The organism is Paenibacillus sp. sgz302164 (assembly GCF_056120505.1).
On sequence record NZ_JBVYOL010000009.1, the window covers coordinates 12,989 to 27,846 of the forward strand.

Annotated in this window: 17 protein-coding genes and 1 tRNA gene; 14 read left to right on the plus strand and 4 right to left on the minus strand. The window is 46.0% G+C overall.

Annotated features, from left to right (window positions below):
* Window positions 1-69 precede the first annotated feature (69 nt).
* The 8 genes from mnmE (at window position 70) to AC0LWT_RS16160 (ending at window position 8,720) form a co-directional block, all read left to right on the plus strand.
* Window positions 70-1,446, plus strand: a complete 1,377-nt coding sequence (mnmE, locus tag AC0LWT_RS16125; RefSeq protein WP_474682547.1) for a tRNA uridine-5-carboxymethylaminomethyl(34) synthesis GTPase MnmE — start codon at window positions 70-72, stop codon at window positions 1,444-1,446.
* Between the two features lie 56 nt (window positions 1,447-1,502).
* Entirely contained in the window at window positions 1,503-3,392 is a 1,890-nt protein-coding gene (gene mnmG / locus AC0LWT_RS16130; protein WP_474682291.1) for a tRNA uridine-5-carboxymethylaminomethyl(34) synthesis enzyme MnmG, read from the plus strand.
* A 3-nt stretch (window positions 3,393-3,395) separates the two neighbouring features.
* Window positions 3,396-4,124, plus strand: a complete 729-nt coding sequence (rsmG, locus tag AC0LWT_RS16135) for a 16S rRNA (guanine(527)-N(7))-methyltransferase RsmG (protein WP_474682292.1) — start codon at window positions 3,396-3,398, stop codon at window positions 4,122-4,124.
* A gap of 170 nt (window positions 4,125-4,294) precedes the next feature.
* Entirely contained in the window at window positions 4,295-5,110 is an 816-nt protein-coding gene (noc, locus tag AC0LWT_RS16140; protein ID WP_474682293.1) for a nucleoid occlusion protein, read from the plus strand.
* A gap of 230 nt (window positions 5,111-5,340) precedes the next feature.
* Window positions 5,341-6,099 carry a ParA family protein gene (locus AC0LWT_RS16145; protein WP_474682294.1) on the plus strand — a complete coding sequence of 253 codons (759 nt, stop codon included), beginning with the start codon at window positions 5,341-5,343 and terminating at the stop codon, window positions 6,097-6,099.
* Window positions 6,096-6,968, plus strand: a complete 873-nt coding sequence (locus tag AC0LWT_RS16150; RefSeq protein WP_474682295.1) for a ParB/RepB/Spo0J family partition protein — start codon at window positions 6,096-6,098, stop codon at window positions 6,966-6,968. Before AC0LWT_RS16145 ends, AC0LWT_RS16150 begins: the two co-directional genes overlap by 4 nt.
* Before the next feature lie 82 nt (window positions 6,969-7,050).
* A complete protein-coding gene (locus AC0LWT_RS16155) occupies window positions 7,051-8,208 on the plus strand; it encodes an aminotransferase class V-fold PLP-dependent enzyme (RefSeq protein WP_474682296.1) in 1,158 nt (385 codons plus the stop codon).
* A 20-nt stretch (window positions 8,209-8,228) separates the two neighbouring features.
* The gene (locus tag AC0LWT_RS16160; RefSeq protein WP_474682297.1) at window positions 8,229-8,720 is read left to right on the plus strand and encodes a DUF4446 family protein; all 492 of its coding nucleotides are present in this window, start codon (window positions 8,229-8,231) and stop codon (window positions 8,718-8,720) included.
* On the opposite strand, the gene yyaC is transcribed toward AC0LWT_RS16160, so the two are convergent.
* Window positions 8,695-9,315 (minus strand): spore protease YyaC, encoded by a 621-nt coding sequence (gene yyaC, locus AC0LWT_RS16165; protein ID WP_474682298.1) that lies wholly within the window; start codon window positions 9,313-9,315, stop codon window positions 8,695-8,697. The two genes, AC0LWT_RS16160 and yyaC, sit on opposite strands and share 26 nt — an antisense overlap.
* A 98-nt stretch (window positions 9,316-9,413) precedes the next feature.
* Here yyaC and AC0LWT_RS16170 point away from each other — a divergent pair, with 98 nt between their 5' ends.
* The 4 genes from AC0LWT_RS16170 to AC0LWT_RS16185 all read left to right on the plus strand — a co-directional run bounded on the left by AC0LWT_RS16170 (window position 9,414) and on the right by AC0LWT_RS16185 (window position 10,938).
* Window positions 9,414-9,650, plus strand: a complete 237-nt coding sequence (locus AC0LWT_RS16170; protein WP_474682548.1) for a putative Se/S carrier protein — start codon at window positions 9,414-9,416, stop codon at window positions 9,648-9,650.
* Between the two features lie 18 nt (window positions 9,651-9,668).
* Window positions 9,669-10,541, plus strand: a complete 873-nt coding sequence (locus tag AC0LWT_RS16175; RefSeq protein WP_474682299.1) for a mechanosensitive ion channel family protein — start codon at window positions 9,669-9,671, stop codon at window positions 10,539-10,541.
* Window positions 10,542-10,543: 2 nt separating this feature from the next.
* On the plus strand, window positions 10,544-10,768 hold the full coding sequence (locus tag AC0LWT_RS16180; RefSeq protein ID WP_474682300.1) for a DUF951 domain-containing protein: 225 nt from the start codon (window positions 10,544-10,546) through the stop codon (window positions 10,766-10,768).
* A gap of 82 nt (window positions 10,769-10,850) precedes the next feature.
* Window positions 10,851-10,938 (plus strand) — tRNA-Ser (locus AC0LWT_RS16185).
* 378 nt (window positions 10,939-11,316) lie between these two features.
* Here AC0LWT_RS16185 and AC0LWT_RS16190 read toward each other — a convergent pair.
* Window positions 11,317-13,032 (minus strand): methyl-accepting chemotaxis protein, encoded by a 1,716-nt coding sequence (locus AC0LWT_RS16190; protein WP_474682301.1) that lies wholly within the window; start codon window positions 13,030-13,032, stop codon window positions 11,317-11,319.
* Between the two features lie 353 nt (window positions 13,033-13,385).
* Here AC0LWT_RS16190 and AC0LWT_RS16195 point away from each other — a divergent pair, with 353 nt between their 5' ends.
* Window positions 13,386-13,805, plus strand: coding sequence for a hypothetical protein (locus AC0LWT_RS16195; protein ID WP_474682302.1), 420 nt, complete (start codon window positions 13,386-13,388; stop codon window positions 13,803-13,805).
* Window positions 13,806-13,853: 48 nt separating this feature from the next.
* Here AC0LWT_RS16195 and AC0LWT_RS16200 read toward each other — a convergent pair whose 3' ends face one another.
* Both AC0LWT_RS16200 and AC0LWT_RS16205 read right to left on the minus strand, forming a co-directional pair.
* Entirely contained in the window at window positions 13,854-14,117 is a 264-nt protein-coding gene (locus AC0LWT_RS16200) for a hypothetical protein (RefSeq protein WP_474682303.1), read from the minus strand.
* Between the two features lie 28 nt (window positions 14,118-14,145).
* Complete coding sequence (locus AC0LWT_RS16205) at window positions 14,146-14,334, minus strand: YjzC family protein (RefSeq protein WP_474682304.1); 189 nt, start codon at window positions 14,332-14,334, stop codon at window positions 14,146-14,148.
* 228 nt (window positions 14,335-14,562) lie between these two features.
* Between AC0LWT_RS16205 and rpsF the strand changes: the two genes are divergently transcribed.
* The gene (gene rpsF / locus AC0LWT_RS16210; RefSeq protein WP_474682305.1) at window positions 14,563-14,850 is read left to right on the plus strand and encodes a 30S ribosomal protein S6; all 288 of its coding nucleotides are present in this window, start codon (window positions 14,563-14,565) and stop codon (window positions 14,848-14,850) included.
* The last annotated feature ends 8 nt before the right edge of the window (window positions 14,851-14,858 follow it).

Here is a 14,858-nt window from a genome sequence, read left to right on the forward strand (position 1 = left end):
ATTGCAATGACTTGGTTCATGTCATTGCTTTTTCTTTAATTAAGAGGAATTCTTCCGAGGTGTATGATGATGTTGAAAGATACGATTGCCGCTATTTCTACTCCGCTTGGGGAAGGCGGTATTTCGGTGATTCGCGTAAGCGGCGAAGATGCTGTCCCGTTCGTGGAAAAGGTCTTTCGTTCGAAGACGAAATTGTCGGAAGCGCAAACCCATACGGTTCATTACGGTCATATCGTAGAGCCGGGCACAGCGGAGAAATTGGAGGAAGTTCTCGTTACGCTTATGAGAGCTCCCAGGTCGTTTACGATGGAAGATGTGGTCGAGGTTAACTGTCATGGCGGAATTGTCGCCGTGAAAAAAGTGCTCGACTTGCTGCTGCAGCAAGGAATACGGCTTGCCGAGCCGGGAGAGTTCACGAAGCGCGCTTTTCTGAACGGTCGTATAGATTTAACGCAGGCGGAAGCAGTGATCGATTTGATTCGCGCCAAGTCGGACCGGGCGTTCAAAGTTGCTTTGAAGCAAGTGGAAGGCAATTTGTCCAAGCAAATTAAGCTGCTGCGGCACCAGCTTGTTGAACTGATGGCGCATGTAGAAGTAAACATCGACTATCCGGAGCATGACGTCGAGGAAATGACGAATGCTTTTATCAAAACTAAATGTACGCTGGTCATGAGCGAGATTGAGAAGCTGCTTCATACCGCACAGCAGGGCAAAATTCTGCGTGAGGGTATTGAAACAGCTATTGTCGGTAGGCCGAATGTTGGAAAATCGTCGCTGCTTAACGAGCTGGCTCAGGAGAACCGGGCGATCGTTACGGACATTCCGGGTACGACGAGAGATGTGATCGAGGAATTTGTGAATGTGGGCGGTATTCCGCTGAAGCTTCTGGATACGGCGGGGATCCGCGAAACTACCGATATTGTGGAGCAAATCGGGGTGGAGCGTTCCAAGACCGCGCTCGCAGAGGCGGATCTTATTTTGCTGGTGCTGAACAGCAGCGAAGATTTGCAGGTGGATGAGCTGGCGCTTATGAAACAACTGGCGGAAAAACAGACGATTGTCATTTTGAATAAAATCGATCTGCCGAGAAAGATTGACTTGGATCAGGTTTATGCCTATTTCCCGGCAGAACGAGTGGTGGAGCTTTCGCTGTTCGAGAACCGGGGAATCGAAGACTTGGAAAAAGCGATTGCCGCCATTTTCTTTGAAGGGAAGCTGGAAGCAGGCGATTTGACATATGTCAGCAACATTCGGCATATTGCGCTGTTGAAACAGGCGAAAAGTTCCTTGCAGGATGCGCTTGACGCTAACGAGCAGTACGTGCCGATCGATATGATTCAAATCGATATTCGCGCGTCTTGGGAACAGTTAGGCGAAATTATCGGCGATTCGGTCGGGGAATCTTTGATCGATCAGATTTTTACGCAGTTTTGTTTGGGAAAATAATAAAATCAGGCTATTTTCATAATTCGTTTTCACAAAAGAGGGAGGGACATAACCCCATGGGATATCATGCTGGTGATTATGAAGTTATTGTGATCGGAGCCGGACACGCCGGCTGCGAAGCCGCGCTTGCTTCCGCTCGAATGGGCTGCAATACGCTGCTGCTTACGATTAATTTGGATATGGTTGCTTTTATGCCCTGCAACCCATCCATTGGTGGTCCTGCAAAGGGCCACGTTGTTCGGGAGATTGATGCGCTCGGCGGAGAAATGGGCAGAAACATCGATAAAACCTACATTCAAATGAGAATGTTGAATACGGGCAAAGGACCGGCTGTTCATGCGCTCCGCGCTCAAGCCGATAAGTTTTTGTACCAGCATAAGATGAAAGAAACGATCGAGGCGACGGACAACTTGACGCTGCGTCAAGGTATGGCCGAAGAACTTATCGTTGAAGACGGCGTGTGCAAAGGGGTTATTACAAAAACCGGCGCGGAATATTACGCCAAGGCGGTAGTTCTTACAACCGGAACTTATCTGCGGGGGAAAGTGATCATTGGGGAGTTGATGTATGAGAGCGGCCCTAACAACCAGCAGCCTTCTGTAAAACTGTCCGAGTCGCTGCGCGAGCTGGGCTTTGACTTGGTGCGCTTCAAAACGGGAACTCCGCCGCGCGTTCACAAAGATTCCATCGATTTTGATAAAACCGAAATTCAGCCGGGCGACGCGGAGCCGAAATTTTTCTCCTATGAAACGAAGGAGGGGGCAGGTGAGCAGATTCCTTGCTGGTTGACGTATACTTCGGAAGACACTCATAAAATCATTAACGATAACCTTCACCGCGCGCCAATGTTCTCCGGTGCGATCGAAGGAACCGGCCCGCGCTATTGCCCTTCGATTGAGGATAAAATAGTTCGCTTTAGCGATAAGCCGAAGCATCAAATTTTCTTGGAGCCGGAAGGCAGAAATACATCCGAGTATTATGTGCAAGGCCTTTCTACCAGCATGCCGGAGGATGTTCAGCTTGGCATTCTGCGCTCGATCCCCGGGCTTGAGAAAGTCGAAATGATGAGAACGGGCTACGCGATCGAGTATGATGCGGTAGTTCCTACACAACTGAAGCCGTCTTTGGAAACGAAGCTTGTGAGCGGTTTGTTTACGGCAGGTCAAATTAACGGGACTTCCGGATATGAAGAGGCGGCGGGCCAGGGAATCATGGCTGGCATTAACGCAGCGCGTAAAGTGCAGGAGAAGGATGCCGTTATTCTCGACCGTTCGGAAGGTTACATCGGCGTATTGATCGATGATTTGGTGACGAAAGGAACAAGCGAGCCTTACCGTCTGCTGACTTCCCGGGCTGAATACCGTCTGCTGCTTCGCCATGACAATGCTGACTTGCGTCTGACTCCAATCGGCCATGAGATCGGGCTGATCTCGGACGAACGCTACACAGCCTTTTTGCATAAAAAAGACTTGGTGGAGCAAGAAATCGGGCGTTTGAAAACGTCGAAGGTAAGGCCCGAATCCCATGTTCAAGCGATTTTGGAAAGCCTGAACAGCGTAGTTTTGAATAACGCGGTTGACGTGATTTCCTTGCTTCGCCGGCCTGAAGTGGAGTACCGTCACATTGAGCAGATGTCGCCGTCGCCGCTAGAACTTTCGGATGAAATGAAGGAGCAAGTGGAAATCCAGGTGAAATACGCAGGCTACATCGAGAAGCAGTTGGCCCAAGTAGATCGTCTGCGCAAAATGGAGAAGAAGAAAATCCCGGACGACATCGAATACAGTGAAATTCATGGCATCGCTACGGAAGCGAAGCAAAAGCTGGCGAAAATACGTCCGGTATCGATTGGTCAGGCATCGCGTATTTCCGGAGTTACACCTGCGGATATTTCCATTCTGCTTGTTTATTTGGAACACTATAACAAAGTCGTTGCTGCAAGAGGATAATCGATGGACGCTATTCAACAAAACTTTATTCGATTTTTAGAAGAGCATAACGTTGCTTTGACTTTCGCGCAGTTGGATCAGTTTGAGCTGTACTACAAAACGCTTGTCGAGTGGAATGAAAAGATGAACTTAACTGCAATTACGGAGAGAGAGCAAGTATATATGAAGCATTTTTACGATTCTCTCTCTCTTTCTTTTTATTTTCCTGTTGGACAAGTTTCCACGATTGCCGATATTGGCTCGGGGGCCGGGTTTCCGAGTATTCCTTTGAAAATAGCTTTTCCACATCTGCAAGTTACTATCGTAGACTCACTGAATAAGCGGATTACTTTTTTGCGGGAACTCGTTACGCTATTAGGACTTGAGCATGCGGAGTGCGTTCACGGCAGGGCGGAGGATGTTGCCAGACTTGCTCCTTATCGCGATCATTTTGATCTTGTGACGGCTCGTGCGGTTGCCAGATTGAGCGTACTGAATGAGTTTTGTCTTCCTTTTGTGAAAAAAGGCGGATCTTTTATAGCAATGAAAGGTTCCGATGTGGAAGAGGAATTTTCCGAAGCGAAATATAGTTTGTCAGAGTTAAAAGGCAAGCTAATCAAGGTTGATCGAATGGAGCTTCCGATAGAGCAATCTGTCCGCCATTTCGTGCAAATCGAGAAAATAGGCGCAACGCCAGCCAAATATCCCCGAAAAGCGGGAGTGCCTTTGAAAAGTCCGCTCGTTAAGGGTTAATATGATGTTCCACGTGAAACATTATTGAAACGTTCATAATTTGATTGGCAGGAACTTCATCATTTGTGGAGAATTAGTAAGTATATGAGATTTCTCGTCAACCTACGTCAGTTTAGCACTACTGCTGCTGGCAGTCATATTACGGGGAAGAGTTGGTGGTAAGTTTTCCTATGAAAGAACAAATATCAAAACTATTTGGCCTTGCGGATCGAACGAATACAGATGAGGTAAAGAATATACCTGTCAATAACATCACGCCTAGCCCGTATCAGCCGAGGACGGTTTTTGATGATGATCGTATAGACGAACTATGTCAAACAATCCGCACGCACGGTGTGATTCAGCCTATTGTTGTCAGGGTAAAAAATAATACGTTCGAACTGATCGCCGGTGAACGGCGCCTCCGTGCTGTGAAAAAGCTGGGTATGGATACAATCCCGGCAATCGTTCGGGATTTCAATGATTCCCAGGCAGCTTCAATTGCTTTAATTGAAAACCTTCAAAGGGAAGGTCTTACCGCCATTGAGGAAGCTGCTGCTTACCAGCAATTAATAGAAATGCATGACTTGACACAAGAGAGTCTCGCACAGCGTCTTGGTAAAAGCCAGTCCACGATTGCAAACAAAATTCGGCTGCTCCATTTAAGCGAACCTGTAAAAGCAGCTTTAATGGAACGGAAAATATCCGAACGTCATGCACGCGCTCTGCTGTCTCTTGATCAGGAAGAAATGCAGGTCAAAGTTCTTGAGGAAATTATTGCTAAAGAGCTGAATGTAAAGCAGACTGAAGCAAAAATTAACTTTCTGAAAGAAGCTGCGAAACTGAAGAAGTCTCGGCGGGTATCTTTTACGAAAGATGTACGGCTGGCCTTAAATACAATTCGTCAATCCGTAGAAATGGTAACGAGTTCCGGCCTCAACATTAATACATCTGAAAAAGATCATGAAGACCATTACGAAATTATAATTAAAATTCCTAAACGATAACGGGAAATTGTGGTGCTTAACTAAACGGCGCAAGCCGTTTTTTTGTTTCTTTTAAAAGATTTTGCCCTATGACTGCGCAGAGTTGGCGTTGCTTTTGCCGAATCTGTTATAATTAATTTTACCCGTTAAATTTTGCTTCATATTGATAAGGTATAAGTTCGGAAGATATGGTAAGATAGAAGTATTCTGTATTTGGCATCTGGAACATAAGCGATAGAGGTGAACAGGTTTTGTCTAAAATAATTGCAATAACGAACCAGAAGGGCGGGGTCGGCAAGACTACGACTTCCGTGAACCTGGGAGCCTCTCTGGCCTCATTGGGCAAGAGAGTGCTGTTGGTTGATATTGATCCGCAGGGAAATACAACAAGTGGAATTGGCATCAATAAAGCGGATGTCGTTAATTGTATATACGATGTGCTTATCAATGATGTTCATCCCAAAGACGCGACGGCTGATACGAATATTGAAAATCTCAAAATCATTCCGGCAACGATTCAGCTTGCGGGTGCGGAAATTGAGCTTGTTCCTACGATCTCCAGAGAAGTAAGGCTTAAGAAGTCTCTCCAACTTGTTAAGCATATGTATGACTACATTCTTATTGATTGTCCTCCTTCGTTAGGTTTGTTAACGATCAATTCCTTAACAGCCGCGGATTCAGTCATTATCCCAATTCAATGTGAATATTATGCGCTTGAGGGTCTTAGCCAGCTTTTGAATACGGTTCGTTTGGTCCAAAAGCATCTGAATACCGGTTTGCAAATAGAAGGCGTTCTATTAACTATGTTTGACGCAAGAACGAATCTTGGCATTCAAGTTATTGAGGAAGTAAAGAAGTATTTTCAGCAAAAAGTGTACCAAACTATTATTCCAAGAAATGTTCGCTTAAGTGAGGCGCCGAGTCACGGGCAATCGATTATCACTTATGATCCTCGTTCCAAAGGAGCGGAAGTATATTTGGAGCTAGCGAAGGAAGTGATCTCTGTATGAGCAAAGGCTTAGGTAAGGGATTAGGTAAAGGTTTGGATGCATTGCTGCCATCATTGCATATCGATGACAACGATAAGGTCATTCAAATTCCTCTCTCCCAACTTCGAGCGAATCCATATCAACCCAGAAAAAATTTCAATGAAGATGGCATAAAGGAATTAGCGGACTCTATTAAAGAACACGGTGTTATCCAACCGATTATCGTTCGTAAGGTTTTAAAAGGTTTTGAGATTATAGCCGGTGAGAGGCGCTATAGAGCTTCACAGATGTGCGGGCTGCCGACCATCCCGGCGGTAGAACGAACTTTTTCCGACCAGCAGGTCATGGAAATTGCGTTGATTGAAAATGTCCAGCGTGAGGATTTGAACGCTTTGGAGATCGCCACTGCGTATCAAGGCATCATTGATCAATTCAATCTTACTCAAGAAGAGCTCTCTGCTAAGGTAGGCAAAAGCCGGTCTCATATTGCAAACTTTTTGCGGCTGCTTCAACTGCCGGAATCAGTCAAACAATATGTTTCACGTGGAACATTATCGATGGGGCATGCAAGAGCGATTGTAGGCGTCAAAGATGACAAGGTGAAAAAAGAACTGGCGGAAACGACAATCAACAAACAGTGGAGCGTTCGTGATTTAGAAGAAGCAATCAAAATGCTCGAAGAACAAGCAGGTCAAGAAAAAGAAAAGAACAAGCAGAAGGTCAAACAAAGAGACCCATACATTCATCAGGCTGAAGACCAGCTTCGCGATTTATACCGGACAACGGTGAAAATCAAGCACCAGCAAGATAAAGGGAAAATCGAGCTTCTGTATTATTCGAAAGATGATCTGAATCGTCTTTTGGAACTGCTTCAAGGCAAAATCTCTTAAAATTAGATAGCATGCCGATGGTTTTCTTTCAAGCAGAAAGAACAAACTAAAGGTATGCTATTATTTGTGAGGTGATTGAAAGATGAAGGAAGTCATCTATTTTGATCAAGCAGCTTCTTCGTGGCCCAAGCCGCCGGCCGTATTAGAAGCGATGACGACATGTATGCACGAGTTCGCGGCAAATCCCGGAAGAGGCAGTCATCGAATGGCTGTGCAGGCAAGCAGGGTTTTGTTTGAAACACGGAGAAATTTGGCGAGGTTGTTCGGCATCAAAAATCCGAATGATATTTCATTTGCCTTGAATACGACTCATGCATTGAATCAGGCGATTAATGGTTTTGTACGCGCAGGGGATCATGTAATCTGCACCAGCATCGAACATAATTCCGTTAGAAGACCGCTTGAACATTTGAAGGAAAAGCTCGGAATTGAACTTACATATTTAAAAAACGATGAAGCAGGGGATTTGCGGCTGGAGCATTTGGAGAATGCGTTCCAATCAAACACTTCGCTTGTAGTCGTCAATCATAGCTCAAATCTGCTCGGCTCGATTATGCCTATTGCAGAGATCGGAGAGATGTGCCGGAAGAGAGGAGTCAGGACGCTCGTAGACGCCGCTCAGAGCGCTGGAGTGCTCCCTATTCATGTGGAGAATATGGGAATCGACATGTTGGCTTTTCCGGGCCATAAAGGGCTTCTGGGGCCCCAGGGAACAGGGGGGTTATACATCCATCCCGAATTGGATATTGAGCCTCTCATGTATGGGGGGACAGGCAGTCAATCGGAATCCATCGGCCAGCCAACGGTTAGACCCGACCGCTATGAAGCAGGTACGCAAAATACGGTCGGAATTGCGGGGCTGAATGAAGGCGTCAAATTTGTACTCTCGGAAACGGTAGAAAAGATACACGAAAAAGAGTGGCGGCAGACTCAGAAATTGATGGAGGGGCTGATGGGAATTAAAGGAGTAACGATTCTGGGACCTGCAATGGGGCAAAATAAAACAGGAATCGTATCCTTTAATGTTCAAGGGGCGGACTCCTCCGAAGTTGCTTTTATACTGGATCAATCATTTCAAATTGCGGTTCGGGCAGGTTATCATTGTTCGCCGTTAGCGCATGAAGCAGCAGGAACATTAGCAACAGGAGCAGTACGGGCGAGTATCGGGTATTTTACAAAGGACGAGGAAGTGGAAGCACTTATCGACGCTGTAAAAGAGATCGGCTCGCAGTACGCATAAGCAGAAAGAGGGATATTTTCGTGGGAGATTTGTTTGGAATTCAAGGTGGACTGTTTTTTGTCATTATCGCCGCATTGCTCATTATTTTATTCGTACTCTTGATCGTATTATGGACGAAATTGTCCGCGCTTAGAAAACAATATCTGCTCATGATGAACGGTTCGAAGGCGGAAAATATGGAAGACCTGCTGGTCGAGCTGCAACATAAATTGAACGATCAAAAGGCCGAATCGACAACGACTTCAGCCAAAGTTGAAGCTATTCTGGAAACATTGAAAACCATGAAATCGAAAGTAGGCATTCATCGGTACAACGCTTTTGCGGAAGGCGGAAGCGATATGAGCTTTACGATCGCCATTTTGAACGAATATCAGGACGGCGTCATCATCACAGGTATTCATAGCCGGGAGCAAACTTATTTGTATGCCAAACCGCTGCAGAGAGGGCAATCCGCCTATACGTTAAGCCCTGAGGAAAAAGAGGCCATTAGTCAAACTTTAAAACAGCAGTAGGAGAAGGCGTGTAAGGCTGAACGCGGCGCAGAGCGGCAGAAAGAGCATCGCCAATGACATTTGCCATATTCATGACCAGGCTAAGGCGTGTGTTCTGCAGCACGAAATATTCCATAAAGCCGCCGACATTAACGATACCGGTAACATGAATATCGCCGACCGGAGGCAGGTCCTTGTTGACTCCTGCGCCCGGTTTAAGCGGTCCGTCAGCAACCTGAATGCATCCGACGCTGGATACTTGCCCGAGGCATGCATCGACTGCTACGATGAAAGGGTTCTGAAACTGTTTGTGAATCCGCTCGACGGTTTCGGACAAATTCATTGCATGCACAGGTTCGTCAATAGTGCCAAATAGATGGAGAGGACGGAGCCCTCTTTTGCTCAGATGGGAACCGACGAGCGGCCCCAAGCAGTCGCCGGTGGAACGGTCCGTTCCGACACAAATAATAACGATAGGCTGATAGGCCGGCAAACCGCTGAAAATCGTTTGAAAATGTTTGGAAAGAAGGGCAGGGGTATCGGCGTCGGTATGCTGGATTTTTATAGGTTCTAGCGCTTTATCTTTTGAACCTTCAAAGCCAAATTGAAACTTCATAGGATCCCTCCAAGTCTTGGACTTATTTTTACTAGTATATGGAGAGATAGTCTAATTTATACGTAGGTAAAGGGGGAATATCCTTGGATGCATCGGTTATGCTGCTTGCCTTTGATTCTACGCAGCAAGCGCTCAGGGCGGAGATGCTGCTAGAGTATGCCGAGATAGAGATAGATATACGGCCGACGCCGAAGGAGGTAACGGCAGGTTGTGCGTTATCTATTGAATTTCCGGGCGAATCTTTGCCGCGAGTCAAAGAAATCATAGTTTCGGAAAAGGTAGAAATACGGGGGATTTATTTTAAAAAGAACGATAAATATGTTACCATGGAATGAAGCTGGGAGGGGCAATAAATGACCTTAACGTCAGGATTCATTCAATGGTTGAGGGATATGGTCAGCAAACCCGAATGGATCGAGAATGCATTTTGGATCGTTGTCAAAATTGTGCTGATCTACATCGCAGCGAGAATCGTCGTCAAAATCGCGGATAAAGCGATCTCGCATATGATGAAGGCGCGGGAGAAATCTCCGCTGAAATTTGACCTCAGAAGGACGACCACAATCGGCAAGCTCATACACAATTTAATTTCCTATACGATTAATTTCATAGCTTTGCTCTTGATACTAGGGCAAGTAGGAGTGAATTTGGGGCCTTTGCTGGCCGGGGCCGGCGTCCTGGGTCTTGCTATCGGGTTCGGCGCGCAAAGTTTGGTGAAGGATGTTATAACGGGATTTTTTATTATTTTTGAAGATCAATTCGGGGTGGGGGATGTTATCCAGATCGACCAGTTCAAAGGAACTGTAGAGGAGATCGGCATCAGAGTCACCCGGCTCAAAAGCTGGACCGGCGAGGTTCATATCATTCCGAACGGGAATATTAAGCAAGTCACGAACTTTTCCATGTACAATTCGTTAGCTGTCGTCGATGTGGCCATTTCCTATGAATCGGATATCGACAGGGCAGTTGAGATTTTGAAAGAAACGGTCCAAAAGATCCATCAACAATCGGAAGATATTGTGAAAGAACCGGAAGTGCTGGGCGTACAAATGATCGCTAATACGGAATTGAAATTGCGTATCATTGCCGAATGCAGGCCGAATACGCATCCGGTAGTAGCCCGATTGATGAATGCGGAAATCAAAAAGCAGCTGGATGCCAATGGAATCGAGATCCCGTATCCGAAGATGGTTACGTATTTAAGATCGGAGAAGGCGGCGGAATAACTATGGAAAAAAAGCAATATCAGCTCGGAGACATCGTGCAGATGAAAAAGCCGCATCCGTGCGGCACGAATGAGATGGAGATTATCCGCATGGGGATGGATATCCGCATTAAATGCGTAGGCTGCAAGCACAGCGTCCTGGTGCCAAGAACGAAGTTCGAAAGCAAGCTGAAAAAGGTGCTGCGATCTGCGGCGGAAGGCGAGACGAAGGACGATTCAAGCAGCTGATAAATTTGTGAAATTTGATTTGAAAAAAGTACTTGCGAGAGCGTGATTTTTTTGTTACAATAAATCCTGTTCTCGCTTTTGTGGAAAGGTACCCAAGAGGCCCAAGGGGGCTGACTCGAAATCAGCTAGGCGTCGCGAGGCGTGCGTGGGTTCGAATCCCACTCTTTCCGTACTGTAAAAAGCTAGGTGTATGAAAGTTTACACCTTCGTTAAACCTTCTACGCAAATCATGCGTAGAAGGTTTTTTTGTTGACGGAGGAGGGAGGGGGATTTTAGGAAGCAATGAACGGCTCTAGCCCGGGAATTAGGCCGTTTTAGAGCTTGATCGACATAACTAGCCATCAACGATCATAAGGCGCTAATTTCGGGCCTTATGTCCATACAATTGCCCTTGGTGTCAGGGACGCTGATATAAGGAAACAGGCTGTCGAGAATTTCTCGACAGCCTGAGATTATTACGTCAATCTATTCCTTTTCAGCACCTTGAGTGCGACCCCTTGACGTTGGAATAATTCGAGCGACTTCCAAATCATGGGGTCAACTAATCGTTAAGCCGTTTTCAGCTTGAATTTACCAATGAGCGTATGTAATTCTTCCGACATTTGAGAGAGCGAGGATGCAGATGCGCTGATTTCTTCCACGGAAGCTAATTGTTCTTGCATAACTGCGGATATGTTTTGCATTTCGGATGACGAAGTTTTCGTTATGCCTGATATGAAGTCTATAGAATGCACCATTTGTTCCGTACTGGCGGACATTTGCTGAGAAGCCGCCGAAACCTCCTGAATCTGTATGGAAACTTCGCCCGTGGAGCTTTGAATTTGCTCAAATGATTTTCCAGCCTCGTTTACTACGTTAATTCCAGTCGCCACTTCTTGCGTACTTACTTCCATGGACTCAGTTGTTTGAATGATTTCTTCTTGGATGGCGGCCACTAACTGAACGATATGCTCCGTAGAATGAGAGGATTGCTCAGCCAGTTTACGCACTTCACTTGCGACAACAGCAAATCCACGTCCATGCTCTCCGGCTCTTGCGGCCTCAATCGCAGCGTTCAAAGCGAGCAAATTGATTTGTGTCGCGATGCCTTTGATTACTCCAACGATTTGTTCAATCTCTTGCGAACGTGTCCCTAGCCCCTTCACGACATTTGAAAGTCCATTGACTGTACGGTTAATCAAGCCCATCTGATGGACGGCTGTTTGGATTGCCTGATCGCCTTCTACTGTCAGTTGAAAAGCTCGAGTTGTAACAGTTGTTACATTTTCTGAGTTAATTGCAATTTGCTGCGCCCCGATAGACATCTGTTTAACTGATATGGCGCTTTCATCCACACTCCGCGCCTGTTTTTCGGAACCGGCAGCCACTTCTTTTACCGAGAAAGCAACCTGCTCGAAAGCTTTGCCGATTTGTTCGGAGTTGGCGGACAATTCCTCGGCGGCAGCGGACACCTCTTCCGCTTTAAAGCTGACTTGGTGAATCAAGGTACGCAGATTTCCTACCATCTGATTAAAAGCGGCAGCCAAATCGCCAATTTCGTCCCGATTTTTCACTCGAATCTCGTCTGTAGTCAAATCGCCTTCCGCTATGCGTTTGGCATCCCTCACAATGGCCAGTATAGGTCTGGAAATCATTCTGCCAAAAACATATGCGATAGTCATTCCCAAAATGATCGCGATTATGCTTACAATCAGGATGGTCTGTTTTCCTGTTGTATAAGCTTGTACAGTTTCGTTCATCGATTTGTCTGACCCGTTCGCATTAAAGTCAATATCTTGTTTTAAAGCATTCAGCATTTGTTGATAGCTGTCAGCCATCTTTAGAGCAAGAGCGCTTGCTTTTTCGTTATCGTTAGCTCTTCCGAGTTTCCAGAGTTCAGGGAGATCGGCAAAGTACATATTTTTATTTTTTAGGTAGCTGTCATAGAAGGCTTGTTCTTCCGGCCCTGATATCATACCACCCGAGGTATAACTTTCTTCGTCTTTCTTTAAGTTATTCATTGACTGGTTGATTTGCTCTTGAATTTGTTCCATTTTCTTACCGTCTGTTTCCACTACCAGCCGCACTGACAGACGATCAATATTTATCAAATTAGCTTGCATGTCGGCAATGGTCTTAACTGATGGCATCCAGCCTGTTTGAACGTATTTCGCTTTGTTTCCCATAGTTGTCATATTGACAATACTTATGGTACCAATAATACACATCAGGATAAGAACCAGTAAAAACCCGCTAAACATTTTTTTACCGATTGTAAATTTCATTAATTATCTTCCTCTCCGAGTTTTTATTCGCCAAATAAATTCGATAAAAAATATGTACATTCCTACAAAATTCGACAAATAATAATTGGGTATAATTCCCAATTTGATAGATATGACGGTACCTGGCGATAATCCCAATATTTCCGCGGTGCAATCCGCAGCCCGATAAGGTCGTAAGAAAGACATACATAGGTTCCACGTGAAACAGAGCAGAAAATGTGACCCGAAATCTGATAGGCGACTCTATAAGGCGTGGGGTGGTTTCGGCAGGCTTCTGTTATTATCCACTTGGAATAAAATGGGCCGCAGATAAGCAAAATAGGGGCATGATCGGTTTAAGGAGGATTGGGAATATGAGGATAGTACTATTCGTCGCATTAGCGGTGCTGCTTGCGGCATCAGGATGTTCGAAAAAGGGAGGGGGAGGCACGCCCAGCCCAGGCGTTACGCCGACCGGCCAGCCTTCCGCGAGCGCTCCCGCTGCCACAGGCGGCACAGCGACAGCAACTCCAAGCGCCGGCGGGGGCACGGCTGCCGGCGGCCAGAACGAGGCGCCGCCACCGGGCATTACGAGAAAACAGTTTGACGCTATCAGCTTAACCAGCATCTATGATGATTTGGCTAAAACGGCGGGCTCCGGCGGCAAACTTGTCAAAGAGGAGAACGACAAGAAAACGTATGAGTTCGCCATAACGGACGAGCCAGGTCATTACGCTCAGGTCATTTACGGCAGCGACGGCAAAATATCCGAGAAAAAAGTATATAAGAAGTAAAATGAAACGCCACCATCCTGCTGTCGCTGCAAGGTAGTGGCGTTTTCGTTAATATTTGCTTTTACGGCGGTAGCCGGTGGCAAGGCGGTCGATGACGTAGCCTATAACTCCCCATGAGACGATCGTAAGCGCGTAGATCAAGAGCATTCCGGCCACGGATATGTCATAAATATTCGAAACGACAGGGGCGAACCACGCCGGTATGCTCAAGGCATAAAAAATCATGTAGACGCTATCGTAGTCATGGAACAAATAATGAACCAGACATAAGGCGGCACCGATGAAAGTAAAAAGCCAGGTATAGAATCTCATGGCGCTATTCTCCTTGCTTATCGCGAGTTTATTGCTTCATATCTTTGCGTTTCCATTTTCGGTTGTGATTGCTTGTCTCGGGAAAAGGATCGCCTTTTTTTAAGGTAACGATTTTCGGATTATTCACGCCCATGTGAAAAGCATTTTCGCCAATTTCGATGTATTGCCCGTCGTTTGGCGCATGGTCTCCCGGGTTGTAATGTGTCCATTCACCCATTGTGCTCACCTCTCTTTTCATATGTCACTCGCACTTAGATTACCCTTGGGAGGTAAAATCATGTGCATTCTGAACTGCCAGCTTCATCCTGAATGAAAAGCTTGTAATAAGTTGGCGAATTTGCTATAGTATTTAGGTGCGAGTTTTGAATAAGAATTCTCGCTCCTTGCTCCAATGAGCTTTTACAGCCGGATTTGGAGCCGCTTAGTCCAAAAGGAGGTGACATACATGCGCAAATATGAAGTGATGTACATCATTCGTACAGACATTGAACAAGAACAAGTTCAAGCTACTGTAGAGAAGTTCCAAGGCATCATCACCAACGGTGGTGGCGAAATTACCAAGCATGACCTGATGGGTAAACGCCGTCTTGCGTATGAGATCAACAAGTTCCGTGACGGGCACTACGTGCTTGTACATTTCAACGCAGAACCTGCAGTTGTAGCGGAACTCGATCGCGTATTTAAGATTACGGACGAAATTATTCGTCACTTAATCGTTAACGACGTAGCCTAAGTTTATGC